Consider the following 26,051-nt stretch of genomic DNA (forward strand, 5'->3'; position numbering starts at 1 on the left):
CGGTGGGCACAGCAGCGGGTTTTCTGTGGGAGTTCGTCAAATCGCCGACCACGACCGCTGCCGTCGGTCCCAGCTCGCGGTCGCTGGCGGAGCAGATGGTGGCGCCCATCCCGCACCGGGGTGATCCGGTGGTGGTCGAGCTGGGGCCGGGCACCGGTGCGTTCACCGAGGTGATCCAGCGTCGGCTCGGCGGCCGCGGACGGCACCTGGCGCTGGAGCTCAACCCGCGGTGGGCGGCGGAGCTGAGAGAGCGGTTCCCAGTGGTGGAGGTGGTGTGCGCGAACGCCCGGGACCTGCCGGAGCTGTTGCGGCAGCGCGAGTTGCGGGCCGATGTCGTCGTCAGCGGCCTGCCGTGGGTGGCGCACGCGCCGGTGGACGGGGTGCCGCTGATTCGGCTGATCGCCCGGTCGCTGGTCCCCGGCGGCGCGTTCACGCAGTTCGCCTACACCTGGACGAGGTGGGCCCCGCCGGCCCGTCGGCAGCTGGCCGACCTGCGGGCCGAGTTCGAGGAGACGGTGATCAGCCGGACGGTTTGGCGCAACCTGCCGCCTGCTGTGGCCTACTTGGCCAGGCGGCCGCGGCAGGCGGGCTGAGCGCACAGATGGCGACCGAACCGGGGGCGGTGCGTTACGTTCCAGGGATGTCTGGTGCGGTTGTAGCCGGGTTGGGCGAGGTTCCGCTGCTCGTCGAGTTGGGCACTGCGTTGCTGTTCTCCAGCTTGATCGGGCTGGAGCGGGAGATCCGGGCCAAGAGCGCCGGACTGCGCACCCACGCCCTGGTGGGCGTCGGCGCGGCGCTGTTCATGCTGGTGTCCAAGTACGGCTTCGGTGATCTGCTGGTCCTCGACCGGGTCTCGTTCGACCCGTCGCGGGTGGCGGCGCAGATCGTCTCGGGCATCGGGTTCATCGGCGGCGGCTTGATCTTCGTGCGCCGGGATGCGGTGCGCGGCCTGACCACCGCGGCCACGGTGTGGGTGGTCGCCGCGGTCGGCATGGCCTGCGGCAGCGGCCTGGTGGTGCTGGCCGCGGCGGTGACGACGGTGCACTTCCTCGTGGCGATGGGATATCCGCGGTTGATGCGGTTGATGCGTAAGTCGCTGCGGGAGCCGCAGGTCCTGCGCATCGGTTACCTCGACGGGTACGGCGTGCTGCGCAGCGTGCTGACGCTGTGCACCAGCCGCGGGTGGACCGTGATGGATCTGGAAGTGGAACGCGAGGACACCGACGACGAGCAGCAGCGGACTGCCGTGGTCGCGCTGAAGCTGCGAGGCAAAGTCCCGGCAGCGGCGCTGGTCGAAGAGATCAGCGCACTGCCAGGCATCCTGCACACGGCGGTCGGGGAGGCCTTCGAACCGGGCTTCTAGCTCACTTCGCGCTGTTGCGGACTTCTTCCATGTCGAGTTCGCGGGCCTGGCGGATGAGGTCTTCGAAGACGTTCTCCTGGAGGGCGCCGGGCTGTTGGAAGACGAGGACGTTGTCGCGGACGATCGCAAGCGTCGGGATGGAGCGGACCTCGAAGGCTCCGGCCAGCTGCGGCTGGGCCTCGGTGTCCACCTTGGCGAAGACGATGTCGTCGTGCTTCTTGGCACTGCGTTCGAAGACCGGCGTGAACATCTTGCACGGGCCACACCAATCGGCCCAGAAGTCGATGATCACGAACTCGTTGCCGGAGACGACCTCGTCGAAGTTCTCGGTGGTCAGCTCGACCGTTGCCATCTATCCTCCTGGCTGGTTGCGGGCGTACCCGGGAAACACGGTGCACCGGCGTCGCATTCCCCGGCCTCGTATCGCACCCATCACCCCGTGTCACGACCCGCCGACGTCGAGAGCGCGGGCGACGAGGGTGGCGAGGTGGACTGGCTCGGTCTCGCTGGCCTGGCGGAGTTGGGTTCGGCAGCTGAAGCCGTCGGCGACGATCTCAGTGCCCGGGTCGGCCGCTCGCACGGCCGGGAGCAGGGCTTGTTCGGCGCAGGCGATCGAGACGTCGTAGTGGCCGCGTTCGAAGCCGAAGTTCCCCGCCAGTCCGCAGCAGCCCGAATCCAGCACCCGCGTGCGGGTCCCGGTGGCGTCCAATGTGGCCTGATCGGCGGCGAAGCCCAGCTCCGCGTGCTGGTGGCATGCACCAGCGCCTCCGGCCCGGATTCGGATCGCTGCCACTGCGCGCAGGTCGGTTCGACCCATTCGGCGAATGTCTTGGTCGCCGCGGCCAGCGCCCTGACGTCCGGGTCGTGCGGCGCGAGTTCCAGCGCGTCGTTGCGCAGGAAGGCGGTGCAACTGGGTTCCAGGCCCACGACGGGCAGGCCTTGGTCGACTCGGGAGCGCAGCAGGCGGGCCGTGTGGGTGGCCATCGAGCGGGCGATGTCGAGCTGCCCGGTCGAGTGCCAGGTCAGCCCGCAGTAGACCGGGCTCGCGCGGCATCTCCACGGCGTGGCCGAGCGCTTCGAGGGCCGCGACGGCGTCCCGGCCGATCTGCGGATCGAAGTGGTTGGTGAAGGTGTCCGGGAAAAGGACCACACGGGTGGTGGCGTCGGCGATCGGGCGCCGCCTCGACCACCACGCCTGTAGTGTCTGCGGCGCCAACTCCGGGGCCGCGCGCCGAGCGTCGATGCCGCCGAGCCGCTTGAGCACTGGGGCCAATGGTCCGGCGAGCACCCGGTTCGCCAGCTTCGGGACGCGGTGCCCCAAGAGCAACCACAGCGGCCGGAAACCCATCGAGTAGTGCGCGGCTGGGCGGACGCGGTGCCGGTAGTGGTGGCGCAGGAACTCGGCCTTGTACGTCGCCATGTCGACATCGACCGGGCAGTCCGACATGCAGCCCTTGCACGACAAGCACAGGGCCAGTACGCCCCGGATCTCAAGCGAACGCCAGCCGCGGCGGGCGACACGACCGGCCAGCATCTCGAACAGCAGATGCGCCCTGCCCCGGTGGAGTGCTTCTCCTCCTTCGTGGCCCGGTAGCTCGGGCACATTACCCCGCCTGTGGTGTTCAGGCATCTGCCCATCCCGACGCAGCGCCGAGTCGCTGCCGCGAGATCGCCGGAGTCGGCGTGCAGCGCCAGCGTGGTCCGGCTCGGCAGCCGGGGCGGGGCCACCAGCAGCCGCAGGTCGGCGTCGACCGGGCGGGGGCGCACGATCTGGCCCGGGTTGAGCAGGTCGTCGGGGTCGAAGGCGGCCTTGTGTCGACGGTCTTGCCCCAGGCGACCGAGTGCGTGCCGCACGAGTTGTTGCCGATCATGCCGCCGAGCGTGCAGCGGCTGTGGGTGGAGGGATCCGGCCCGAAGGTCAGGCCATGACCGGCGACTGCGGACCGCAGCGAGTCCAACACGACGCCCGGCTGTACGTGGGCCAGCCGCCGCTCGGGGTCTATATCCAGGATCGGTTGAGGTGCCTGGAGAAGTCGAGCACCAGGCCGGGACCGACGGCGTTCCCGGCGATGCTGGTGCCCGCGCCGCGGCCGGTGACCGACACGCCATGCCGCCGGGCGATTGCGACCGCCGCGGCCACGTCGTCGTCGGTGCGAGGGAGCGCCACGCCGATCTGGACTTGGCGGTAGTTGGACGCATCGGTGGAGTACAACGCGCGGGTGCCGGGGTCGAAACGAACCGGGCCGGACAGCGCGCCGCGCGCAACTCGGCGGCGAGGTCGTCGAACGAGGTGGCCATGAAAGCGCCTCATGGCTCGGGGCTCCTGTAGCGCAGTCTGCCTGCCCCGGTCGCTGTAGGGGGACCACGACACGGTGCAGGTATTTCTGTATGGAGGCGACGAGCGGCCGGGGATCGGGAGCGGATAATGTCGCGGCTGAAACGAATCTTGAGCATTGTTGGAGGGAGATCCACAGTGGCACGGTCCGTACTGGTGACCGGCGGCAACCGCGGCATCGGATTGGCCATCGCGAAGGCCTTCAAGGCCGCCGGGGACAAGGTCGCGGTCACGCACCGCGGATCGGGTGCCCCGGAAGGGTTGTTCGGGGTGCAGTGCGACGTCACCGACCCGGAGCAGGTGGCCTCGGCATTCGACGAGGTGGAAGCCGTGCACGGCCGGGTCGAGGTGCTGGTGGCCAACGCGGGCATCACCGACGACACGCTGCTGCTGCGGATGAGCGAGGACCAGTTCAGCCGGGTCATCGACGCCAACCTGGCCGGTTCATTCCGGGTGGCCAAGCGGGCGGCCAGCAGCATGCTGCGCAACCGCAAGGGGCGGATGATCTTCATCTCATCGGTGGTCGGGCTCTCCGGGGCCGCAGGGCAGGCCAACTACGCGGCGAGCAAGGCGGGCCTGGTGGGCCTGGCGCGCTCGATCGCCCGGGAGCTCGGCTCACGCAGCATCACGGCCAACGTGGTGTCGCCCGGCTTCGTCACCACGGACATGACCGATGCGCTGGCCGAGGACCGCAAGAAGGAGATCCTCGGCCAGATCCCGCTGGCCAGGTTCGCCGCCGCCGAAGAGATCGCGGCCACTGTGGAGTGGTTGGCCTCCGACGCCGCGGCCTACGTCACCGGCGCGGTGATCCCGGTCGACGGCGGACTCGGGATGGGCCACTGAGTCCGGTCCGGTTGGACGGACGCAGTGGAAGATCAAGTCTTTTCGCGAAAGCACAGCGGAGGAAACACGTGAGCGGATTGCTCGAAGGCAAGCGGATTCTGATCACTGGCGTGATCACGGACGCCTCGATCGCATTCCACGCGGCCAAGGCCGCTCAGGAGCAGGGTGCCGAGGTGGTGCTCACCGGGTTCGGCCGGATGAGCCTGGTGCAGCGCATCGCCGGCCGGTTGCCCAAGCCCGCGCCGGTGCTGGAGCTGGACGTGACCAGCGACGAGCACCTCGACAGCCTCGCCGACCGGGTGCGCGAGCACGTCGACGGGCTCGACGGCGTGCTGCACTCCATCGGCTTCGCCCCAGCGTCCTGCCTGGGCGGGGATTTCCTGGCCGCGCCGTGGTCGGACGTCTCGACCGCACTCGAGGTCTCGGCGTATTCGTTTAAGTCGCTGAGCACCGCCACATTGCCGCTGCTCAGCGACGGCGCCTCGATCGTCGGCATGGACTTCGACGCCCGGGTCGCCTGGCCCGCCTACGACTGGATGGGCGTGGCCAAGGCCGCGCTGGAGTCGACCTCCCGCTACCTGGCGCGTGAGCTGGGGCCGAAGGGCGTCCGGGTCAACCTGGTGTCGGCCGGTCCGGTGCGGACGATGGCTGCCAAGTCGATCCCGGGGTTCGCCGACCTGGAGGCTGGCTGGGGCGACCGCGCCCCGCTGGGCTGGGACGTCAACGACCCCACCCCGGTGGCCAAGTCGGTGTGCGCGGTGTTGTCGGACTGGCTGCCCAAGACCACCGGTTCGATGATCATGGTCGACGGCGGCGTGCACGCCCTCGGCATCTGAGTTGCGACGCGTCCGCGGCCGGTGCCCCCGGCTGCAGACGCTCGTCGCGCGGCGGCATCATGGTTGGGTGAGTTTCGATGCGTTGCTGTTCCTGTCGTTCGGGGGCCCCGAAGGCCCGGATGAAGTCCGACCGTTCCTGGAGACCGTGACCAGAGGCAGGGGAGTGCCGCCGGAACGCCTCGACGAGGTCGCCGAGCATTACCACCACTTCGGCGGGGTGTCGCCGATCAACGGGCTCAACAAGGACATCATGGCGGCTCTGGAGGCGGAACTCGCCGCGCAGGGCCGGGATCTGCCGGTCTACTTCGGCAACCGCAACTGGCACCCGATGGTCGAGGAAACCGTCGCGAAGATGGCCGACGACGGGGTGCGCCGCGCACTGGTGTTCGCCACCTCCGCCTGGGGCGGGTACTCGGGTTGCAAGCAATACCACGAGGACATCGCGCGGGCCCGGGCCGCGGTCGGCGACCGGGCCCCGGAACTCGTGAAGCTGCGGCAGTTCTTCGACCACCCGCTGTTCGTCGAGGCCAATGCGGACGCGGTGCGCCGCGCGTTCGCCGAGCTGGACACGGCGCAGCGCGAGCAGGCGCGCCTGGTGTTCACCGCGCACTCGATTCCGCTGAGGGCCGATGCGCAGGAGGGACCGGACGGTGCGCCGCGGTGGTATTCCCGCCAGGTCGCCGAGGCGTCGCGGCTGGTCGCCGAGGCGGTCGGGGCCGCTGATTACGACGTGGTTTGGCAGTCGCGGTCCGGCCCGCCGCAGGTGCCGTGGCTGGAGCCGGACATCTGCGACCACATCGAGGACCTGCACGGCAAGGGCGTCCAAGCGGTGGTGGTCAGCCCGATCGGCTTCGTCTCCGACCACCTGGAGGTGATCTGGGACCTGGACAACGAGGCCAAGGACAAAGCCGCGGAGTTGGGCATGGGCTTCGCCCGCGCGGCGACGGCCGGTCCGGACCCGCGGTTCGCGAAGCTGATCGTAGAACTCATCGCCGAGCACACCGGTGGCGTCGAGCCGCGGAAGCTCTCCGCCATGCCGGCAGCAGGCTCCACCACCAACGGCGAACCCTGCGCCCCCGGTTGCTGACGGGTCGATCAGGTGTTGCTCCGGTGGGTCGATGTCGCGTACCGACGAGGACCGCGCTCTTCGGTGTGTTGATGTCCGTGTGGGCGTCAAACCACACGACTGCGGCATCGGGGCGGTGAGCGGCGATCCTCGGCAATGCGGCCAGGGCGACAGCGCAGCGGCCGGTTCGAGGATTTCCTGAAGTCGAGATTCCACACTCCACGATCGGAGTGTGGAATCTCGTCGTCCAACTCCGCGCTCGATCGCTGTCCGAGTTCGACATCACCCCGGAGGGAATCTGCGGCGTACCGGGAGTACGCAGACCAGCTTGTTGTTCAACTTGCTGACTGCTCGCTGACGGTGGGCCTTCGGTCCGCGTGAAGGGCGCCTCTTGCCAGGTGTTGTGGTGATTTGGCGAAAGGTGCCTTCTACGCTTACACGTTCGGGTGAGTCAGGACTTCTCGGCTCGGCCGGCGAGGACGCGGACCATCTCGGCGACCGACGCCCGGCGAGCGGCGCGGACCGCATCGAACAGCGGCCGCAGGGCTTCCGTGCGGCCGCGGATCGCCGAGGCGGACATGGCGCCGCCGGGCGCGTCATCGGTGGCTACCCACAGGATCGCCTCGACCTCGGTGGCCCGTTGCAGGATTCGGAGGGTGCGCTGAGGAACGCCATCCGGCCAGGGCGGAGCAGGCCGGGACGCGACGGTTTTGGCGATCTCCTCCCGTACCCCGGTGCGGTGCTTGGCCACGCCGAGGTCGATCAGCGCGCTGGCCGCTTCCCGCATCGCCGAGGCCATGCCGTGCTCGGCCTCGGCGATCGGCAGATGTTCGGTCGGCGGCAGATCGCCGATTTCGAACGCCGTCCAGCGCAAGATGCTCTCGGCGATGCGCTGCGGGACTAGCCCGATCCCTGCCTGCGGCAGCACGACGGCTTCGCCGACGCGCATGGCCAGCTTCGCGAACGGGCTCGCACCGCCGAGCCCGCGGGCGTCGCCGGGGACCGGCAGCACCAGCTCGCTGTTGCCCGCCCCGGCTTTGCGCAGCGCTGCCAGCAGCAGCGCCGGACCGGCCGGGGTTTCCTGCGGGCAGGGGAGGTCCAGCCGCGCGGCCAGATCCGCGTCGGCGGCTTGCACTTCTTGGAACTCGGCCCAGGTCTGCAGGGCATCGAGCACGTCGTCCGAAGCGGCTGCACCGTGCAGCCAGGCGGACGTCCAGACAACCATCGTGGCGCTTGGGCAAGGCACGTCGACAGAGGGTACGGACCAGTACCGCGCCGCGCCGTATGGGGGCGTTCCACTGTGATCTGCGCTTCGGCGGCGCGCCGCACACCACGATGTCCACGATCGGATTACCGTGATGCCTCGTGCGTTCGGTCAACTACGGCAAGGACATCCTCGCGGGCCCGCGGCGGCGGAAGGTGCCCGAGATCCCCGCCGAACCGGGCCTGGTGGTCGAAGACCCAGCCAGCGGTTTCTGCGGCGCGGTGCTGAGGGTGGAGAAGGACACCGTCGTGCTGGAGGACCGGCACGGCAAGCAGCGGCTGTTCCCGATGCGCCCGGCCGCGTTCCTGTTCGAGGGCAAGACCGTGACGCTGGTGCCGGTGCGCAGGACGGCTCAGGCGAAGCCGACGCGCTCGGCGTCCGGGTCGGTGCGGGTCGAGGGACTGCGGGCACGCACCGCGCGTGGCGGCCGGATCTGGGTGGAGGGTCAGCATGACGCTGAGCTGGTCGAGCGCATCTGGGGGCATGACCTGCGGGTGGAGGGCGTGGTCGTGGAACCGCTGCACGGCGTGGACGACCTGCCCGGGCGGCTGGCCGAGTTCGCCCCCGAGCCGGGGCGGCGCGTCGGGGTGCTGGTGGACCACCTGGTGCCCGGCAGCAAGGAGTCTTGCCTCGTCGAGGGCATCGACGACCCGCACGTGCTGATCACCGGTCACCCGTTCGTCGACATCTGGGAGGCGGTCAAGCCGCAGGCGCTGGGCATCGCGGGCTGGCCGCGGGTGCCGCGCGGGACGGACTGGAAGCAAGGGGTCTGCGCGGAGCTGGGCTGGGGTGAACCGGCGGACGGCTGGCGGCGGGTCCTCTCGTCGGTGTCGAACTTCCGCGACGTCGAGACCCCGCTGCTGACCGCGGTCGAGCGACTGATCGACTTCGTTACCGAGGACGGCTGAGCCGGACATCACGCGTTGATCACACCCGGCGAATCGGCCAGCCGGGGCCTGTCCGCGTCTGTCACCATGGGAAACATGACGCCCGCGCTGCTGTGGCTCATCGCCGGGGTGCTATTCGTCGCTGCCGAGGTGCTCTCCGGGGAGTTCGTCTTGGTGATGCTCGGCATCGCTGCCCTGGGGGCCGCGGGTTCTTCGGCGCTGGGCGCTGCGCTGCCGGTGGACGCGGTGGTGTTCGCGGTGCTGGGACTGGGGCTGATCTTCCTGGCACGGCCGGCGCTGAAGCGGCGGCTGAAGGTGCCCCACGAACTTAAGACCAATGTGGACGCCTTGGTCGGCAAGCACGCCCTGGTGGTATCCACTGTGGATGAGCACAGCGGCCAGGTGCGCATCGAAGGGGCGCTGTGGTCGGCGCGGGCGTTCGACGAAACCCAAGTTATCGAAGCTGGCCAGACGGTCACCGTGATGGGGATCGCGGGCGCGACCGCCGTCGTGTGGGCCGAGCCGTGAGGAGATGGATGTACGCATGACCGGACTGATCGTGCTAGTGGTCGTGGTGCTGCTGGTGCTGATCATCGCCGTGAAGTCGGTGATGGTGGTGCCGCAGGCCCAATCGGCGGTTATCGAACGGCTCGGGAGGTTCCGGTCGGTGGCCGAGCCCGGGCTGAACTTCCTGGTCCCCTTCTTCGACCGGGTGCGGGCCCGGATCGACCTGCGTGAGCAGGTCGTCTCGTTCCCGCCGCAGCCGGTGATCACCCAGGACAACCTGACGGTGTCCATAGACACGGTGGTGTACTTCCAGGTCACCGATTCGCGCTCTGCGGTTTACGAGATCTCCAACTACATCATCGCGGTGGAGCAGCTGACCACCACGACGCTGCGCAACGTAGTCGGCGCGATGAGCCTGGAGGAGACGCTGACCTCGCGCGACAAGATCAACACGCAGCTGCGCGGGGTGCTGGACCAGGAAACCGGTCGTTGGGGCATCCGGGTCGCGCGGGTCGAGCTCAAGGCCATCGATCCGCCGCCGTCCATCCAGGACTCGATGGAGAAGCAGATGCGTGCTGACCGGGAGAAGCGGGCGATGATCCTCAACGCCGAGGGCACCCGGGAATCGGCGATCAAGACCGCGGAGGGGCAGAAGCAGGCGTCGATCCTCGCGGCAGAGGGCCAGAAGCAGGCGGCGATCCTGGCCGCCGAGGCCGACCGGCAGTCCAGCATCCTGCGGGCGCAGGGCGAGCGGGCCAGCCGGTACCTACAGGCGCAGGGGCAGGCCAAGGCGATCGAGAAGGTCTTCGCGGCGGTCAAGCGCGGCAAGCCGACTCCGGAGTTGCTGGCCTACCAGTACCTGCAGACTCTGCCGCAGATGGCGCAGGGCGATGCGAACAAGGTCTGGGTGGTGCCCAGCGACTTCGGCAAGTCCCTGGAGGGCTTCGCGCGGATGCTCGGCGCGCCCGGTGAGGACGGCGTGTTCCGCTACGAGCCGCCGAAGGAGGAGCCGCCGACCGCCGCTCCGGAGGAGGAAGAGGAGTCGGTGAAGTCCTGGTTCGACACCTCGACGACCCCGGAGGTCGCGGAAGCGGTGCGGGCGGCCGAGGCGGTGGCGCGCAAGGAGGTGCCCAGCCCGGGCATCGTCCCCACCGCGCTGCCGGAGCCGCCGCAGCAGCAGGGCTGAGCGGAGTTCGCCTGAGGCTCGGCGGGACGTTCAGTCCCGCCGAGCCTTATTCGTAGCCGAGTCGAAGGGTTCGGCGGTTAGCTGCCTTTGTATGTCCCGAAGCTCCAGCTGTTGCCTTCCGGATCCCGGACGGAGAACTCCCGCGAGCCGTAGTCCTGGTCATGGGCTCGTGGACAACCTCGGCGCCGGCGGCGACGGCGCGTTGGAACAGCGCGTCGGGGGCGTCGGTGACCACGTAGGCGGCGCCCGAGCCCTTCGGCTTGGCGAAACGGCTTCCGGAGTCGCAGGTCCCGATCATGATGCCGCCGCCTGGCCAGCGCAGCTCCGCGTGCACGAGGTCACCGTCTTCACCGGGCACGATCAGGGTTTCCTCGAACCCGAACGCCTCGACTAGGAAGCGGATACCGGCTTTCTTGTCGGCGTAGGGGATCAGAGGCCAGGTCGTGGTTCGCATTGCGTTCGTCGTCATGGCACGAGGGTGCGTCTCCGAGATGCGTCGCGCCTTGGACGAATGGAAGCTCCTCGGCAATCCATCGCGACGGCGCGACGCCGGTGAACTCCCGCCAGTCACGGTTGAAGTGGGCCTGGTCGCTGTAACCGCAGTCGGCGGCGACGTCGGCGAGGTTGCCGGCGGTCCCGGTGACCAGTTGGCGGCGGGCGCGTTCGAAGCGCATCACCCTGCCGAGGAGCTTGGGGGAGAGGCCGAACTCGCGGCGGAACCGCGCCCCGAGGTGCTGGCGGGTCCAGCCGACGTCGGCGGCCAGGGCTGCGACGGGGATGTGCCCGTCGGTCTGTGTCATCCGCCGCCAGATCCAGGCCAGCTCCGGGGTGGGGAACGTGACCGGGGCGGCGAGCCGGAGGAGTCCGTCGTTGAGGCGGTCGAAGCGCTCGGTCCAGGTGGTCGCGGAGCGGATCCGTTCGGTGAGTTCGATTACGACCGGGCCCAGCACTGCGGACAGGTCGACACCGGTGTCGGCGAGCTCCCCGGCGGGCAGTCCGAGCAGGGCGCGGGCGCAGAGCGGGGTGAGGCCCAGTTGGATGCCGTGCTGGAGTTCGCCGTGCTCAACCTTGGCCGGCTTGCTGTGGAGCCCGCCGACGAGCGCGGTGCAGCACTGCCGGTAGCCCGAGTCGAAGGTGACGTCCACCGTTTCGTCCAGCGCGATGATCATGGTCAGACTCCGCGACGGGAGGCCGCGGTGCACGCCGGGCGTGGAACGCACGCGGTATCCGGAGATGTCGCTGATCAGCTGCCGCAGTGCTGGCGGAGGCGTTGCCTTGACGAACTGCCTCTCGGTCACGTCCCGAGGCTAGGCGGCGATTCCGAAACTGGCGGGGCGAATCCCGGAGCAGCCGTCGTTTTTACAATTACGATTATTTCAGTGTTGATCAAAATTAATTTGATTACCCTCGCGGGCGGCGTGGCGAAGGCTTAAGAAAAGCTCAGAGCGGCCTCAGAACTCCGATTCCGGGTCGAGGTAGAGGCCTCCGGCGACGCCGAAAGCGCGGACCGGGCCGAGCAGGTGCTCGCGCAGCACGGCCTTGGCCCGCTCCGGGTCGCCGGCCCGGAGCGCCGACGCGAGGTGCAGGTGCTGCTGGGTGATGCGGGGGCGCACGGCGTGGGTGCGGGCCGTGGCGGTGATCCGCATCTGCTTGTCGCGCAGGGCGCTGTAGAGGTCGGCGAGTTTCCGGTGTCCGAGACCGTCATGACCGCGCCATCCAGCGAGGAGCTTCGACGATCGCCGCAGATCGTCGAAGGTGGCGTGGCTGGTGTCGGGAGTCGGCGCGCTCTGCTATTGCGCGGCGCTTTTCCACCGGGCCCCTGACGGTCGTGCTGACACTGCTCGCGGCACTCGCGATCCGGGACCGACCTGACTACGCCCAGCCTGACTACGCCCAGCCTGACTACGCCCAGCCTGACTACGCCCAGCCTGACTACGCCCAGCCTGACTACGCCCAGCCTGATCACGCCCAGCCCGTGCACGACACGCCGAAGCCCCGCGAGCGGGTCGCGCACACGTTGCGCCACGTGATCGCGCAGCGCGGCACCAGTCGCTCGTTCTGGGTGCACTTCGTGCTGATGGCACCGCTGCGGCACCGCCTCGGGCGTGGTGAACATGGGCGGGTTCAGCGCGGCGGTGCTGATCCAGCTGCTGGTTGGCGCAGTGTTGCAGTCGGTGTCGGACCTGCTCGCGGCGCAGGCGTACCGGTGGGCGTTCGCGCCGGTGCTGGTCCTCATGGCGGTGGGCACTCTGGCGCAGTGGCTGCGACGGCCGAAGACTAGCTGACCCGGCGAGCCGCCTTCCCACGCTCGGCCGTGGGGATAGGGTCGGTTGGCGGACGCAGCATCCGGTCGGCCAACGGCGGTCGGCCCGGCGATGGAGGCCTATCTTTTGACCACGGCGTTGGAACTGCACAACTTCGTCGACGGCGAGCCCGCCGACACCCTGGCCGGCGAGACGCTACCGCTGGTGGATCCGAGCACCGGCGAGGAGTACGGCACCGCTCCGCTGACGCGCTGGACGGACGTCGACGCGGTGATGGCGGTGGCCGCGTCGGCGTTCGAATCCTGGTCGCAGACGACGCCCCGGCAGCGGCAGCAGGTGCTGCTCGACGTCGCCGACGCCGTCGAGCAGCGGGCCGACGAGCTGGTGGTGGCAGAGTGCCGCAACACCGGCAAGCCCTGGTCGGTGGTGCGCGACGACGAGCTGCCGATGGCGGTGGACCTGATCCGCTTCTACGCCGGGGCGGCGCGGGTTCAGGAGGATGGGGCTGGTGGCGAGTACCGGCCGGGACACACGTCGTTCTCGCGGCGGGAACCGATCGGGGTGTGCGCGCAGGTCACGTCGTGGACGCATCCGCTGCTGCTGGCTGCGGCAAAGTTCGCGCCGGCTCTTGCGGCGGGCAACACGGTGGTGATCAAGCCAGCGGAGACGACACCGGTGAGCACCGCGCTGCTGGTGGAGATCGCGGGCCAGTTCTTGCCCGCGGGCGCGTTGAACCTGATTTGCGGGGACCGCGACAGCGGCCGGGCGATGGTGGCGCACGAAGTGCCCGGGATGTTCTCGATCACCGGCACGGTCCGGTCCGGGATGGAGGTCGCGGGTTCAGCGGCTGCCGACCTAAAGCGGGCGCACCTGCAGCTCGGTGGCAAGGCCCCGGCGGTGGTGTTCGACGATGCGGACGTGCCGCGCGCGGCACGGCGGATCGCGGCGGCGGCGTTCGGCAACGCGGGGCAGAGCTGCACGGCGGCAAGCCGTGTGCTGGCGGGTCCGGCGGTGTTCGACGAGTTCGTGGCGGCGTTGGCCGAGTGGGCCGAGGCGATGCGTCCGGGGCCGCCGCAGGATCTGGACGCGGCGTTCGGACCGTTGAACAGCCTGGGGCAGCTAGAGATCGTGCAGGCACACCTGGAGCGGTTGCCGGAGCACGCGCGGATCGTCGCCGGTGGGCGGCGCAAGGGGGAGCGTGGCTTCTTCCACGAGGCGACGGTGGTCGTCGGCGTGGAGCAGGACGACGAGCTGGTGCAGAACGAGGTGCTCGGGCCGGTGCTGACGGTGCAGCGCTTCGACAGCGAGCAGGAGGCTGTCGAGCTGGCCAACGGCGTGCGCTACGGGCTGGTGTCGAGCATCTGGACGCGCGACCACGCGCGAGCGATGCGGGTGTCGCGGCGGTTGCAGGCCGGCACAGTGTGGATCAACACGCACCACCCGTTCACGGCGGAGATGCCGCATAGCGGGTTCAAGCATTCGGCGTCTGCGCGCGACTTCGGCCGCTACGGCCTGGAGGAGTACAGCCGGATCAAGCACGTGATGTCGGCCTGGGACGAGGAGTAGCGCTGCTTACCCGGCGGAGCTGGCCTCGGGCGTGCGTATGGCGGTGGCCAGCAGGGCTGCGGCGGAGCCGGTGAGCTGGAGGCCGGAGCGCCAGACCGCGTGCAGCGGGCGGTGCAGGTCGAGCGCTGCGACGGGTACATCGACGAGGCGTTTCTCGGCGAGGTCGGTGGCGACCGCGAGGACGCTTAGGACCGCGGGCCCGGCGCCGGCGACGACGGCGTTGCGGGCAGCTGTGGTGGAGCGGAGCTCCAGCAGCGGGGTGACTGGGTCAGCACCGACCTCGGCGAGCGCGCGGTAGAGGGTTTCGCGGGTGCCGGAGCCGTGTTCGCGCACGATCAGCGGGGTCGCGGCGAGTTCCGTGGCGGTCAGTGGGCGACGAAGCCGGGCCCACGGATGCTCCGGCGGTGCGACGACGACCATGCGGTCGCGGGTGACGAACCGCACCGAGACGCCTTCAGGAGGCACTGGGGTTTCTATGAAGCCGAGGTCGGCGTGTCCGTGGCGGACGGCTTCGGCCACGGACAGGGAGTTGGCCACGTCGAGTTCCAGGTGCACGTCGGACAGCGTGCGGCGCAGCTGGCTGATCCAGCGGGGAACGAGGTATTCGGCGACAGTCATGCTGGCAGCGACCCGGAGCTTTGACTCGTGCTGGGCACGCAGCGCCCGCACACCGTTCATCAGGCCGTCGACGTGTGCCAGGACCTGGTTGGCCCAGTCGCAGACCATGACCCCGGCAGGGGTGAGCGTGCAGCCCTGCCGGGTGCGTTCCACCAGCGGTAGGGCGAGTTGGCGCTCCAACCGGCTGAGGCGCTTGCTCGCCGAGGGCTGGCTGACCTGCAACTCGGCCGCTGCGGCTCCGATGCTGCCGAGCTCGCCGACGAGGACCAGGAGCCGGAGCGATTCGGGGTCGGGCGGGGCCATGCCCTCAGGGTAGGTCATTAGCCGGGTGAGTTCGGCTCGCTCGCGGCCCGCCCGCATGTCGGGCATGCACTTCAGCTATGACCTCCTGTGCAAACCATGGCTACTGCGCGGGCGGCGTCCAGGCAAGCCTGAACGGGTGACGAAAACATTCAGTTCGCAGCAGTCAGGTGCAGGCGTCGTGGAGTTGTGGCCGGGTCTCGCGGTCACCGCTGTGGCGATCGCGGTGTCCATGGCGATCTCCGAGCTGGTTCCGGCGGTGAGCGCGTTGACCATCGCGGTGGTCCTGGGCATAGTGGCCGGCAACGTGCCGAGCTTTCCGGCGTCGGCGCGGCCGGGCATCGCGTGGTCTACCAGGAAGTTGCTGCGCGTCGGGGTGGTGTTGCTGGGTTTGCAGCTGTCGGTGACGCAGGTGCTGGGGCTCGGTGCGGGCACTGTGGTGGCGGTGCTGCTGATCGTGACCCTGACCTTCGTGGGGACGTTGCTGATAGGTCGGTTGATGGGGGTGCCGCGCGGGCTGTCGATGCTGGTGGCGACGGGCTTCTCTATCTGCGGTGCGTCGGCGGTAGCGGCGATGGAGAGCGTGGTCGAGCGCGATGACGAGGACGTGGCCACGAGCGTGGCGATGGTGACGGTCTTCGGGACCATCTCGATGCTTGCGTTGCCCGCGGTGGCCGTCGGGTTTGGGTTGTCGGGCGATGAGACCGGCCGTGTCGCTGGCGGCAGCGTGCACGAGGTGGCGCAAGTGGTGGCGGCCGCGTCGCCGGCCGGTGCGGCCGCGGTGGCGGTCGCAGTGGTCGTCAAGCTCAGCCGTGTTGTCGTGCTGGCGCCGATGGTGACCGTGGTCAGCCTGGTGGAGCGCCGCCACAGCGCCGCCGACAGCGGCAAGCGGCCACCGATCATGCCGCTGTTCGTGCTCGGATTCCTGGTCGCGGTGGCGGTTCGCAGCGCTGGTGTGCTGCCTGGGACAGTGCTAGACGGCGCGAAGCAGTTGACCACCCTGCTGCTGACGGGCGCGCTGTTCGCGCTGGGGTTCGGGGTGCGGATCAAGGCGCTGCTGCGAAACGGCGCCAAGGCTTTCGTGCTCGGCGCCTGCTCCACGATTCTGGTGACGGTCCTCGGCTTCGCCACCTTGCTCACCCTGGCGTGAAGTCGCTCCGAATCAGGAGGTTCTGGGGCGCTGCCAGGGGTGTGTCCGCTCGTAGGCGCGGGCCGCGCGGAGGATCTTCGCGTCGCCGTGGCGGGGGCCGACGATCTGCAGGCCGATCGGCAACCCGTCAGCGGTAAGTCCACAGGGGATGCTCGCGGCGGGCTGCTGGGTCATGTTGAACGGGTAGGTGAATGGGGTCCAGCTCGTCCAGCGCGGGCTGGGGGAACCGACCGGGACCTCCAGGCCCGCTTCGAACGCCGGGATCGGCACGGTCGGGGTGAGCAGCAGGTCGTAGGTCTGGTGGAACGCTCCTATTCGCTGCCCGGTAAGCATCCGCGTGTTGGTCGCCTCCAGGTAGTCCTGGGCGGAGTAGGTCAGCCCCTGCTGGCAGATCTCGTGCAGGCCTGGGTCCAGCAGCTCCCGCTGCTCGGGGGTGAGGTGCTCGACGGACTTCGCGGCACCGGTGAACCACAGCACGTGGAAGTCCTCGACCGGATCGGTGATACCGGGAGCGACCTCCTCGACGATGGCCCCGAGCTCCTCGAAGGCCCGGGCGGCTGCGGTGACCGCGTGCGACACCTCGGGATCGACGAAGGTGCCGAAGCCGAGGTCGAGGCTTACGGCGATGCGCAGGCCCCGCACCCCGGAGTCGAGCCCGTCCACGAAGGACCCGCTCGGCGGTTCCAGCGCGGACCAGTCCCGGCTGTCCGGTTCGGACAGCACGTCGAGCATCAGCGCGGTCTCGGTGACCGTAGCGGTCATCGGTCCGGCGTGGGCGAGGGTGCCGTAGGGGCTGGCGGGGTAGTGCGGTATCCGGCCGTAGGTCGCCTTGAGCGCGACGATGCCGCAGAACGCAGCAGGGATGCGCACCGAGCCGCCGCCGTCGGTGCCGATGGCCAGCGGGGCCATGCCCAGCGCCACTGCCGCAGCTGCACCACCGCTGGACCCGCCGGCGGTGCGAGTCGGGTCCCACGGGTTGCGGGTGATGCCATGCAGCGGGCTGTCGGTGACGCCCTTCCACGCGAGCTCCGGTGTGGTGGTCTTGCCGACGAACACCGCGTTGTGCTCCCGCAACCGGGCTACCGCCGGGGCGTCGACGGTCCACTGCTGGTGCGGGTCGATGGTTCGGGAGCCGCGCAGCGTCGGCCAGTCCTTGGTCAGAAAGATGTCTTTGACCGAGGTCGGCACGCCGTCCAGCCGCCCGGCGGGTTCGCCGCGCTGCCAGCGTTGTTCGGATGCCCTGGCCTGCTCCAACGCCCGATCGGCGTCGACCAGGCAGTAGGCGTTGACCGCCTCGTCGGCGTCCGCGATGCGGCGCAGCGCCGCTTCGGTCGCTTCCACCGGGGACAGCTCCCCGGCGGCGTAGCAGGCGAGGAGTTCGGTGGCGGTGAGGTCGGCTGCCGTTCGGGCGGCCGGCTGGGTGTTGCCCATCAGTGCTCCGTTCCGCTGACGTAACCCCGGTGCTTGTCGACCACGTTGCGCAGCTGTGTGCCGTCGGTGTAGCTGCGCAGGTTGGCGAGGAAGAGGTCGACGAGTTCGTCGACCCAGCCGACGGTGTCCCCGGACATGTGCGGGGAGACGAGCACGTTGGGCAGCTCCCACAGCGGCGAGGTCTGCGGCAGCGGCTCGGTTTCGAACACGTCCAGTGCCGCGCCGGCCAGCTTCCCGCAGCGAAGGGCGGCGATCAGGTCGGTCTCGACGACGAGTTCGCCCCGGCCGACGTTGATTAGCCTTGCGCCTGGGCGGCAGTGGGTGAGGACCTCGGCGTCAACGAGCCCCTTGGTCTGCTCGGTCAGCGGGGCGGCGAGCACGACGTAGTCGAAGGCGCCGATGACGTGGGCGAGGTCGCTGGAGGCGTGCACGTCGCCGAAGTCTGGGTCGCCGCTGCGTCCGATGCGCCCGGCACCGGACACGGACAGCCCGGCGGCGGTGAGCTGGCGGGCGATGCCCCGGCCGATCGGGCCGGTGCCCACGACCAGTGCGCTCTTGCCTTCGATGCGTTCGGTCACGCGGTGTCGCCACTGCTTGCGGTCTTGCAGCCGCAGGGTGGTGTGCAGTTCCTTGGCGAAGGTGAGCACGGCGCCGAGCACCCATTCGGCCATCGGTCGGTCGAAGACGCCGCGGGAGTTGGTCAGCAGCACCTCGGAGTCGCGCAGGGCGGGGAACAGCAGGTGGTCGACCCCGGCGCTGGCCGCGTGCAACCAGCGCAGCGCGTCGGCGTGCGGCCATGCCGAGGTGATCGCATCGGAGCGGAAGTCCCAGACGAACAGCACGTCGGCGCCGGGCAGCGCGGTGGCTAGCTCGTCGGCGTCGGCGTAGCGGAGCTCGGCGTGGTCCTGGATGCGGGCCAATTCCGCGGGCGGGTTCCCGTCGTGCAGAACGACGACCGTAGGGGGGCGGCTGATCATGATCTGACCTTAGGGGCTTTGCGTGCGGGGGCCGGGCAGCGGTGATCGTCGGGCGCGCCGGTTAAGAGTTTGTTTCCCCCGCGCTGAACGGGAAAACGCGTTGGGCCTGGGGCATTGACACGCTATGAAGCGTTCGTAGGATTGTCAACAATCCACGGGTGCCCTCGGCCGACGAGGCGAATCCCGACCTCGCCGGCCGGGCCCGGGTAGAGGCCGGGACCGGAGGAGATGAGCCAACAGTCCCCGCTCCTGCGAACGGAAGATCACGATGCCCAGGTACTTGTCGATCACCCTGGAAAAGCGCGGTGTGTCCTGCGTGGCGGAACTGCTCGACAAGGACGCCCCCCGCACCTGCGAAGCCGTGTGGCAGGCGCTGCCCCAGGTCGGGCCGGTTCACCACGCCAAGTACGCGCGCAACGAGATCTACACGATGGTGCCTCGGTTCGCGGCTGAGGAGCCAGGTCAGGAGAACCCGACGGTCACTCCGATCCCCGGCGATGTCGTGTACTTCTCCTTCCCGGGCGGCATGCTCGACCGCCAGTTCAAGGAGGAGAAGAACATCCACGAACTGCCTGGCGTGATCGACCTGGCAATCTTCTACGGGCGTAACAACCTGCTGCTCAACGGCGACGTGGGCTGGGTGCCGGGCAACGTCTATGCCACCATCGTCGAGGGGTTGGACCGGATCGCCGAGGCGTGCAACGACGTGTGGCGCTCCGGCAGCGTCGGCGAAACCCTCCGCTACGACCGCTACCAGGGTTGACGGGGGTGCACATGCCGCCTGACTTCCTCGGGGCGGTATCGGGCCCGGAGCCGCAACGCGGCGTGGGAGTGATTGCCCCGTTCGACCTTGCGCTGGACCGCGAACTGTGGCGGTGGACCCCAGCGGGCGTCTCGCTGTACCTGACGCGCACGGCGTTCGTGCCGGTGCCGGTGACCGTCGAGCAGGCCAGTCTGGTCAGCGACGAAGCGGCGGTGCACGGCGCGACCCGCGACCTGCTGGTCCCGGAGCCGGAGGTGGTCGCTTACGCGTGCACCTCCGGCAGCTTCGTCAACGGGGCCACCGGTGAGCGGTCGCTGGTCGAGGTGATGCTGCAGGCGGGTGCGCCCGCCGCGGTCACCGCCTCCGGCGCGCTGGTGCAGGCCCTGCAGATGCTGGGCATCGGCCGGATATCGATCGCCACGCCGTATGTGGAGAGCGTGACCGAGCGGTTGCACGGCTTTCTCGACGAGCACGGCGTCGAGGTGGTCACCAGCGTCGGCCTGGGGCTGCTCGGGCAGATCTGGAAGGTCAACTACCGGCAGGTGGTGGACATCGTCCGTTCGGCAGACCGGCCGGAGTCCGAGGCGATGTTCATCAGCTGCACCAACCTGCCGACTTACGACATCATCGGGCCGCTGGAGCAGGAGCTGGGCAAGCCGGTGTTGACGGCCAACCAGGTCACTATCTGGGCTGCGCTGCGTGAGATGGGCCTGTCGGCGGTGGCCCCGGAACAGCGGTTGATGCAGGCGGTGGACGCCCCGGCCGCGTGACGATCGCATCAAGATTGAGTTAGCCGCGGCGACTCGTGCGGTAACATTGTCAACAATCGACCGGTCGTCCGGTGTTGGCGCCCGGAATCGCCGCGGTGGTGTCGGAAACCGATGTCGACGAAGGACGGAGCTCCCCGGTGTCGTACACCGCAGGAATTCTCTACCCCGGCTACAGCGCCGAAGACGACTACCCCACCCTCGAACGACAGCTCGGCGACGGCATTCGCCTGCCGCTGGTACACACCCTGATGCGCGAGGACGCGCACCGGGTCGACGCGCTGCTGGACATCGGCTCGGACGACGTGCTCGCCGACGGTGCCCGGCAGTTGCTGGAGCACCGCGTGCAATCTGTGATCTGGGCGTGCACCAGCGGCAGCTTCGTCTTCGGCTGGCAGGGTGCTCGCGAGCAAGTGGAGAAGTTGCAGGCTGTCACCGACCTGCCGACCTCCAGCACGTCGTTCGCGTTCGTGAACGCCGCGGCCTGCCTTGGGCTGCGGCGGGTGGCGGTCGCCGCGACCTACCCGGACGACGTGGCGGCGAAGTTCGTGGAGTTCCTGCTGGCCGCCGGCCTGGAGGTGGTGCGGTTGTCCAGCAGGGGCATCATCACCGCCGCTGAGGTCGGCACACTCGAGCGCGGCGAAGTGCTGGAGTTCGCTGCGGCCAACGACGACGACCGGGCCGATGCGCTGCTGATGCCGGACACCGCGCTGCACACCGCGGCGTGGCTGAGCGACCTGGAGGACTGGCTTGGCAAGCCGGTGCTCACGGCCAACCAGGTCAGCACGTGGGAAGCGCTGCGGCTGGCCGGTGATCGCGCGGTGCACGACGGATTGGGAACGCTGTTCCGCGAAGGAACAGGAGGGGAGCGCAATGCCTCCCAGGGATGAGGAGATGGTGTCAGGTGCTCGGGACCGACGAGCAGAACTCGCAGCCGGGTGAATTAGAGCCGGTGCAGCGCAAGTCGACCGCGGCGATCGTGGCCGACCAGCTGCGGGCGGCGATCATGTACGGGTCGCTGCCACCTGGTAGTCAGCTCGGCGAAGCCGAGCTCGCGGCCCGGCTGGGCGTCAGCCGCGGGCCGCTGCGGGAGGCCATGCAGCGACTGGTCGCCGAGGGGCTGCTGCGCAGCGAACCGCACCGCGGGCTGTTCGTGATGACGTTGGACGCCGAGGACGTCCACGACATCTACCTGGCCCGCCTGGCGGTGGAGCGCGCCGCGTGCGAGCAGATCGTTCGACACCACCGGGTGGAGGCGGTGGCGGAGCTGACCACTGCGCAGAGCCGGATGGTTGCGGCGGCCGGAAGGGGCGATTCGATCGAGCTGGCCGACGCCGACCAGGAGTTCCACGAGACGCTCGTGCGGGTGTCGGGCAGCCCCCGGCTGCAGCGGATGGCGCAGACGCTGCTGGTGGAGAAGCGGATGTGCCTGACCGCGCTGCAGGACAAGTACCACGCGGACGTGCAGGCGCTGGTCGATGAGCACAAGGGCCTCGTTGACGCGATCGAGGCCGGCGACGAGCAGCTGCTGCTAGGGCGGTTGACGGAGCACATGAACGACGCCCTGGACCGCCTCAACGGCTCCATGGCGAGCTGACGCCCGAGAAAGGGGTGGGCTCCCTCCACCGCGGAGGAAGCCCACCCCTTTCGTGCGAATGTCTCAGAGTCCGCCGACGGCGACGTACTTCGTCTCGAGGAACTCGTCGATGCCGAATTTGCCACCTTCGCGGCCGAGGCCGGAGTGCTTCACCCCGCCGAACGGCGCCGCCGGGTTGGACACGATGCCCTGGTTGAGCCCGACCATGCCGCTCTCCAGCGCCTCGGAAACCCGCAGGCCGCGCTGCAGATCGCGGGTGTAGAGGTAGCTGACCAAGCCGTACTCGGTGTCGTTGGCCTGGGCGATGACCGCCTGCTCGTCGGTGAAGGTGGTGATCGGGGCGACCGGCCCGAAGACCTCCTCCCGCCCCATCCGGGCCTCCAGCGGTACGTTCGTCAGCACGGTCGGCTGATAGAAGTAGCCGTCACCGTCGCGGGCACCGCCGCCGGTGACGACCTTCGCGCCGAGCCGCACGGCGTCGGCGACCAGGTCGGTGACCTTGCCCAGCTGGGCGTCGTCGATCAACGGCCCCACCTGGATCTCGTCGGTGACGCCGCGGCCCACCCGCAGGCCGCTCATCCGCTCGGCCAGCCGCTGGGAGAACTCCGTGGCGACGTCGGCGTGCACGTAGAACCGGTTGGCCGCCGTGCAGGCCTCGCCGATGTTGCGCATCTTGGCCAGCATCGCACCGTCGACCGCGGCGTCTAGGTCGGCGTCGTCGAACACGATGAACGGAGCGTTGCCGCCCAGCTCCAGCGACACCTTGAGCACCTGGTCGGCGGACTGCTCGATGAGTTTGCGGCCCACAGCGGTGGAACCGGTGAATGACAGCTTGCGGGCGCGGCTGTCGCGGATCATCGGTTCCATCAGCTCGCCGGCGTGGCGCGAGGTCACCAAGTTGAGGACGCCGTCCGGCAGCCCGGCTTCGATGAGGATTTCGGCCAGAGCCAGCATCGACAGCGGCGTCTGGTGCGCTGGCTTGATCACCGAGGTGCAGCCCGCAGCGATGGCCGGGCCGATCTTGCGGGTGCCCATCGCCATCGGGAAGTTCCACGGGGTGATCAGCAGCGCTGGTCCAACCGGCTGGTGCATCACCAGGAACCGGCCGCTGCCATTGGGAGCCACCGCGTAGTCGCCGCCGATGCGCACGGCTTCTTCGGAGAACCAGCGGAAGAACTCAGCCGCGTAGGTGACCTCGGCGCGCGACTCGGCCAGTGGTTTGCCCATCTCCAGCGTCATCAGCAGCGCAAGATCTTCGTGCCGCTGCATGATCAGCTCGAAGGCGCGCCGCAGGATCTCGCCGCGCTCGCGGGGCGGGTGCTTGGCCCACTGGGGCTGGGCGTCGGCCGCGGCCGCCAGCGCGGCCAGCCCGTCGTGCGGGGAGGCATCGGCGACCGAGCACAGCGCCCGGCCGGTGGAGGGGTCTTCGACCTCGTAGCTGCGGTCCCCGTCGGCGTTGCGCCATTTGCCGCCGATGAGGAGTTGTTTCGGCGCGGCGTCGACGACGACTGCCTCTCGGGGGTGCTGCTCGGATGAGGTTGTCATGGCAACGGCGAACCCTTCTGCCTCGGTGGTGGACAGCGACGCTCGGTGATGGTTGCATGTCAGCGGAGATTGTCAACAATCCTACATTTTGCACGCTTCGAAGCTTGGAGTCGATCATGGCTGAGCTCTCGCCGGCGCTGAAGCAGGCCACGCCGGTCCTAGCCGCCCGTGGGGAAGGCGTCTACCTCTACGACGAGCAGGATCGCCGCTACCTGGACTTCACTGCCGGGATCGGGGTCACCAGCACGGGACACTGCCACCCGCGCGTGGTCGAGGCGGCCCATCGCCAGGTGGGTACCCTCATTCACGGCCAGTACACGACCGTCATGCACCGGCCGCTACTGCAGCTGACCGAACGGCTCGGCGAGGTGCTGCCGACCGGCCTGGACCGGCTGTTCTACGTCAACTCTGGTAGCGAAGCGGTCGAGGCGGCGGTGCGGTTGGCCCGCCAGGCCACCGAGCGGCAGAACATCGTGGCCTTCCAGGGTGGCTTCCACGGTCGCACGATGGGCGCGGGCGCGCTGACCAGCTCCGGAGTGAAAGTGCGGGCCGGGATCGGCCCGATGATGCCCGGCGTGGTGTTCACCCCGTTCCCGGAGGCCTACCGCCACCGCACCAGCGAGGCCGAGGCGGTGCGCCACGCGCTGGCCGAGTTCGACCAATTGCTGGTCACCGTCAGCTCCCCGCGCGACACCGCCGCGATCATTATCGAGCCGGTGCTCGGCGAGGGCGGCTACATCCCCGCACCGCCGGCGTTCCTCGCTGGCCTACGGGAACGCGCCGACCGGCACGGAATCCTGCTCATCGTCGACGAGGTGCAGACCGGTGTCGGTCGAACCGGCCGGTTCTGGGGCCACGACCACGCCGGGATCCGGCCGGACATCCTGATCACCGCCAAGGGGTTGGCCAGCGGTTTCCCGCTGTCGGCCATCGCCGCGCCGGAGGAGCTGATGAGCCAGGCATGGCCGGGCTCGCAGGGCGGCACCTACGGCGGCAACGCGGTGGCCGCCGCGGCGGCGCTGGCCACCCTCGACGTGGTGCGCGACGAACACCTCGTCGAGAACGCCGCCGAGCAGGGCACCCGGCTGCAGGAGGGCCTGCGCAAGGTCGCCGCCGAGCACCCGGTGATCGGCGACGTGCGCGGGCTGGGCCTAATGGTCGGCAACGAGTTCAGCACGCCCGATGGCACGCCGGACACCGCGACGGCCACCCGGGCGCACCAGGCCGCCGCCGAGCGCGGGCTGCTGCTGCTGACCTGCGGCCCGCACGGCAACGTGGTGCGGATGATCCCGCCGCTGATCGTCACCGCCGAGCAGGTCGACGACGCGGTCGGGCTCTGGGCGGAGGCGGTGCGGGACGCCGTCAACGCCTGATCACCACGGCTGGTGGCTGGTGAGCCTGCGCTCGCGCCCCTCACCAGCCAAAACGGGTGATGGTCGATCACTGTTCGGTAGCGGTGGGTGCTTCCGGCCCAGCCGTCTGGAATGCTTCACGCCAAACCCGGCGCGTGCGGGGCGCGCCGGATCGAACCGACGCAGGTGTGTGCATGAGCGACTGGTCGGCGGGGCAACCGCCGAGGAGCCGGAGACCGCAAGGCGGCGGCGAGAGGTACGACTACTACCGAGAGGCCCCGGGCGGGCCGCCGCCAGGCGGGCGCCCACCGCCTCCGCACCGCGGGCCCCGGCGGCCGGTGGACGAGCCACCGCCGCTGCCGCCGCGCCGCAAGGAGAAGCGGTGGGGCCGGCGCATCGGCATCACGCTGGTCGTGCTGGTCCTGCTCCTGGCAGGATTGGTGATCTACTTCGACAGCATGCTGCAGCGCACCGACGCGCTGGGCTTCGGCGGGCAGGCCCCGGACTCGGCAGGCACCAACTGGCTGCTGGTCGGCTCCGACAGCCGCGAAGGCCTCGACGAGGCGCAGCGGGAGCAACTGTCGGCCGGCGACGCCGCCGGACGTCGCACCGACACCGTGATGCTGGTGCACATCCCCAGCGGTGGCGGCCAGCCGGCGCTGATCAGCCTTCCCCGCGACTCGTACGTCGCGATCCCGGGGCACGGCAAGACGAAGCTCAACGCGGCGTTCTCCTTTGGTGGGCCGCAGCTGCTGGCGCAGACCGTCGAACAGGCAACTGGCGTGCACATCGACCACTACGCGGAGATCGGCTTCGGCGGGTTCTCCGACCTGGTCGACGCCGTCGGCGGGGTGGACATCTGCCTGGACCAGCCGATGGACGACGAGATGGCCAACGTGCATCTGCAGGCCGGTTGTCAGGAGCTCGACGGGCCGCAGGCCCTGGGCTTCGTGCGGGCCCGCTACTCGCTCAAGGGCGGGGACCTGGAGCGAGCGGAGAACCAGCGCAAGCTGCTGGCCGCCCTGGTCAAAAAGGCCACCAGCCCGGCGACGCTGCTCAACCCGTTCCGGCTGTTCCCGCTGGCCTCCGGGGCCAGCAAGACGTTCCTGGTCAACGACGGCGACCACCTGTGGCATCTGGCGTCGCTGGCGCTGGCGATGGGCGACATCAGCAGCGGTCAGGGCGTCACCACCAGCGCGCCGTTCGGCCGCTTCGGCAAGGACTCCGACGGCGGCTCGGTGATCATCTGGGACTCCGCCGCCGCCAAGCGGATGTTCGAGGCGATCGCCAACGACCAGCCCATCCCGCCGGACCTGGTAGCGAAGTAGATCGCGAAACGATGCGGGCCCGCACGCGCCGGGCCGGCGCTCAGCCGCCCCAGCTGTGCCAGGCGTCCACCTCGATCCAGCCGCTGACCCGGGGCCGGTCGCGGAC

At 69.6% G+C, this 26,051-nt stretch carries 27 protein-coding genes and 1 pseudogene; 17 read left to right on the forward strand and 11 right to left on the reverse strand.

From position 1 onward, the window contains the following. Positions 1-2: 2 nt before the first annotated feature. The gene (locus ACWDKQ_RS15875) at positions 3-593 is read left to right on the forward strand and encodes a class I SAM-dependent methyltransferase (RefSeq protein ID WP_450139483.1); all 591 of its coding nucleotides are present in this window, start codon (positions 3-5) and stop codon (positions 591-593) included. Positions 594-640: 47 nt separating this feature from the next. Next, a complete protein-coding gene (locus tag ACWDKQ_RS15880; protein WP_450139484.1) occupies positions 641-1,363 on the forward strand; it encodes an MgtC/SapB family protein in 723 nt (240 codons plus the stop codon). A gap of 1 nt (position 1,364) precedes the next feature. Here the strand turns inward: ACWDKQ_RS15880 and trxA are convergent, their stop codons facing one another. Further along, positions 1,365-1,715 carry a thioredoxin gene (gene trxA / locus ACWDKQ_RS15885; protein WP_450139485.1) on the reverse strand — a complete coding sequence of 117 codons (351 nt, stop codon included), beginning with the start codon at positions 1,713-1,715 and terminating at the stop codon, positions 1,365-1,367. A gap of 90 nt (positions 1,716-1,805) precedes the next feature. Then, positions 1,806-3,661: pseudogene (locus ACWDKQ_RS15890) on the reverse strand (FAD-binding and (Fe-S)-binding domain-containing protein). 175 nt (positions 3,662-3,836) lie between these two features. On the opposite strand from ACWDKQ_RS15890, the gene fabG reads away from it, so the two are divergent. The 3 genes from fabG (at position 3,837) to ACWDKQ_RS15905 (ending at position 6,464) form a co-directional block, all read left to right on the forward strand. Next, entirely contained in the window at positions 3,837-4,541 is a 705-nt protein-coding gene (fabG, locus tag ACWDKQ_RS15895) for a 3-oxoacyl-ACP reductase FabG (protein ID WP_450139486.1), read from the forward strand. A gap of 68 nt (positions 4,542-4,609) precedes the next feature. Then, entirely contained in the window at positions 4,610-5,377 is a 768-nt protein-coding gene (gene fabI / locus ACWDKQ_RS15900) for an enoyl-ACP reductase FabI (protein WP_450139487.1), read from the forward strand. A 67-nt stretch (positions 5,378-5,444) separates the two neighbouring features. Beyond that, complete coding sequence (locus ACWDKQ_RS15905) at positions 5,445-6,464, forward strand: ferrochelatase (RefSeq protein ID WP_450139488.1); 1,020 nt, start codon at positions 5,445-5,447, stop codon at positions 6,462-6,464. Here ACWDKQ_RS15905 and ACWDKQ_RS15910 read toward each other — a convergent pair. Together ACWDKQ_RS15910 and ACWDKQ_RS15915 are read right to left on the reverse strand one after the other, a co-directional pair. Continuing rightward, entirely contained in the window at positions 6,364-6,726 is a 363-nt protein-coding gene (locus ACWDKQ_RS15910; protein WP_450139489.1) for an arginase family protein, read from the reverse strand. The two genes, ACWDKQ_RS15905 and ACWDKQ_RS15910, sit on opposite strands and share 101 nt — an antisense overlap. 168 nt (positions 6,727-6,894) lie before the next feature. Further along, complete coding sequence (locus ACWDKQ_RS15915) at positions 6,895-7,668, reverse strand: hypothetical protein (protein WP_450139490.1); 774 nt, start codon at positions 7,666-7,668, stop codon at positions 6,895-6,897. 140 nt (positions 7,669-7,808) lie between these two features. Between ACWDKQ_RS15915 and ACWDKQ_RS15920 the strand changes: the two genes are divergently transcribed. The 3 genes from ACWDKQ_RS15920 (at position 7,809) to ACWDKQ_RS15930 (ending at position 10,287) form a co-directional block, all read left to right on the forward strand. Further along, positions 7,809-8,615: a DUF3097 domain-containing protein gene (locus ACWDKQ_RS15920; RefSeq protein WP_450139491.1), complete on the forward strand. Its 807-nt coding sequence runs from the start codon at positions 7,809-7,811 to the stop codon at positions 8,613-8,615. Positions 8,616-8,690: 75 nt separating this feature from the next. Next, the gene (locus ACWDKQ_RS15925; protein ID WP_450139507.1) at positions 8,691-9,122 is read left to right on the forward strand and encodes an NfeD family protein; all 432 of its coding nucleotides are present in this window, start codon (positions 8,691-8,693) and stop codon (positions 9,120-9,122) included. Between the two features lie 16 nt (positions 9,123-9,138). Next, positions 9,139-10,287 carry an SPFH domain-containing protein gene (locus tag ACWDKQ_RS15930; RefSeq protein WP_450139492.1) on the forward strand — a complete coding sequence of 383 codons (1,149 nt, stop codon included), beginning with the start codon at positions 9,139-9,141 and terminating at the stop codon, positions 10,285-10,287. 46 nt (positions 10,288-10,333) lie between these two features. On the opposite strand, the gene ACWDKQ_RS15935 is transcribed toward ACWDKQ_RS15930, so the two are convergent. From ACWDKQ_RS15935 to ACWDKQ_RS15945, 3 genes are all read right to left on the reverse strand, one after another. After that, positions 10,334-10,741, reverse strand: coding sequence for a VOC family protein (locus ACWDKQ_RS15935; RefSeq protein ID WP_450139493.1), 408 nt, complete (start codon positions 10,739-10,741; stop codon positions 10,334-10,336). After that, a complete protein-coding gene (locus ACWDKQ_RS15940; RefSeq protein ID WP_450139494.1) occupies positions 10,635-11,585 on the reverse strand; it encodes a helix-turn-helix domain-containing protein in 951 nt (316 codons plus the stop codon). Before ACWDKQ_RS15940 ends, ACWDKQ_RS15935 begins: the two co-directional genes overlap by 107 nt. A 153-nt stretch (positions 11,586-11,738) precedes the next feature. Next, on the reverse strand, positions 11,739-12,032 hold the full coding sequence (locus tag ACWDKQ_RS15945) for an FCD domain-containing protein (RefSeq protein WP_450139508.1): 294 nt from the start codon (positions 12,030-12,032) through the stop codon (positions 11,739-11,741). Between the two features lie 369 nt (positions 12,033-12,401). Here ACWDKQ_RS15945 and ACWDKQ_RS15950 point away from each other — a divergent pair, with 369 nt between their 5' ends. Beyond that, on the forward strand, positions 12,402-12,572 hold the full coding sequence (locus ACWDKQ_RS15950) for a hypothetical protein (RefSeq protein WP_450139495.1): 171 nt from the start codon (positions 12,402-12,404) through the stop codon (positions 12,570-12,572). A 90-nt stretch (positions 12,573-12,662) separates the two neighbouring features. Continuing rightward, a complete protein-coding gene (locus ACWDKQ_RS15955; RefSeq protein ID WP_450139509.1) occupies positions 12,663-14,117 on the forward strand; it encodes an aldehyde dehydrogenase family protein in 1,455 nt (484 codons plus the stop codon). A gap of 6 nt (positions 14,118-14,123) precedes the next feature. Here the strand turns inward: ACWDKQ_RS15955 and ACWDKQ_RS15960 are convergent, their stop codons facing one another. After that, complete coding sequence (locus ACWDKQ_RS15960; RefSeq protein ID WP_450139510.1) at positions 14,124-15,038, reverse strand: LysR family transcriptional regulator; 915 nt, start codon at positions 15,036-15,038, stop codon at positions 14,124-14,126. Between the two features lie 178 nt (positions 15,039-15,216). Here ACWDKQ_RS15960 and ACWDKQ_RS15965 point away from each other — a divergent pair, with 178 nt between their 5' ends. Beyond that, on the forward strand, positions 15,217-16,185 hold the full coding sequence (locus ACWDKQ_RS15965; RefSeq protein WP_450139496.1) for a YeiH family protein: 969 nt from the start codon (positions 15,217-15,219) through the stop codon (positions 16,183-16,185). A gap of 12 nt (positions 16,186-16,197) precedes the next feature. Here the strand turns inward: ACWDKQ_RS15965 and ACWDKQ_RS15970 are convergent, their stop codons facing one another. Both ACWDKQ_RS15970 and ACWDKQ_RS15975 read right to left on the reverse strand, forming a co-directional pair. Then, entirely contained in the window at positions 16,198-17,616 is a 1,419-nt protein-coding gene (locus ACWDKQ_RS15970) for an amidase (RefSeq protein ID WP_450139497.1), read from the reverse strand. Beyond that, a complete protein-coding gene (locus ACWDKQ_RS15975) occupies positions 17,616-18,593 on the reverse strand; it encodes a D-2-hydroxyacid dehydrogenase (RefSeq protein ID WP_450139498.1) in 978 nt (325 codons plus the stop codon). The genes ACWDKQ_RS15970 and ACWDKQ_RS15975 overlap by 1 nt, the downstream gene beginning before the upstream one ends. Positions 18,594-18,861: 268 nt before the next feature. Between ACWDKQ_RS15975 and ACWDKQ_RS15980 the strand changes: the two genes are divergently transcribed. The 4 genes from ACWDKQ_RS15980 (at position 18,862) to ACWDKQ_RS15995 (ending at position 21,720) form a co-directional block, all read left to right on the forward strand. Then, positions 18,862-19,356, forward strand: coding sequence for a DUF3830 family protein (locus ACWDKQ_RS15980; protein ID WP_450139499.1), 495 nt, complete (start codon positions 18,862-18,864; stop codon positions 19,354-19,356). Between the two features lie 11 nt (positions 19,357-19,367). Next, the gene (locus ACWDKQ_RS15985; protein WP_450139511.1) at positions 19,368-20,126 is read left to right on the forward strand and encodes a maleate cis-trans isomerase family protein; all 759 of its coding nucleotides are present in this window, start codon (positions 19,368-19,370) and stop codon (positions 20,124-20,126) included. 137 nt (positions 20,127-20,263) lie between these two features. Beyond that, positions 20,264-21,013 carry a maleate cis-trans isomerase family protein gene (locus ACWDKQ_RS15990; RefSeq protein WP_450139500.1) on the forward strand — a complete coding sequence of 250 codons (750 nt, stop codon included), beginning with the start codon at positions 20,264-20,266 and terminating at the stop codon, positions 21,011-21,013. A 14-nt stretch (positions 21,014-21,027) separates the two neighbouring features. After that, positions 21,028-21,720, forward strand: coding sequence for a GntR family transcriptional regulator (locus ACWDKQ_RS15995; RefSeq protein WP_450139501.1), 693 nt, complete (start codon positions 21,028-21,030; stop codon positions 21,718-21,720). 63 nt (positions 21,721-21,783) lie between these two features. On the opposite strand, the gene ACWDKQ_RS16000 is transcribed toward ACWDKQ_RS15995, so the two are convergent. Continuing rightward, positions 21,784-23,265, reverse strand: a complete 1,482-nt coding sequence (locus tag ACWDKQ_RS16000; protein ID WP_450139502.1) for an NAD-dependent succinate-semialdehyde dehydrogenase — start codon at positions 23,263-23,265, stop codon at positions 21,784-21,786. Positions 23,266-23,381: 116 nt separating this feature from the next. Here ACWDKQ_RS16000 and ACWDKQ_RS16005 point away from each other — a divergent pair, with 116 nt between their 5' ends. Together ACWDKQ_RS16005 and ACWDKQ_RS16010 are read left to right on the forward strand one after the other, a co-directional pair. Next, positions 23,382-24,638 carry an aspartate aminotransferase family protein gene (locus ACWDKQ_RS16005; protein WP_450139503.1) on the forward strand — a complete coding sequence of 419 codons (1,257 nt, stop codon included), beginning with the start codon at positions 23,382-23,384 and terminating at the stop codon, positions 24,636-24,638. A gap of 173 nt (positions 24,639-24,811) precedes the next feature. Further along, positions 24,812-25,945 carry an LCP family protein gene (locus tag ACWDKQ_RS16010; RefSeq protein ID WP_450139504.1) on the forward strand — a complete coding sequence of 378 codons (1,134 nt, stop codon included), beginning with the start codon at positions 24,812-24,814 and terminating at the stop codon, positions 25,943-25,945. Positions 25,946-26,051 lie beyond the last annotated feature (106 nt).

Source organism: Saccharopolyspora sp. NPDC000995, from assembly GCF_053599315.1.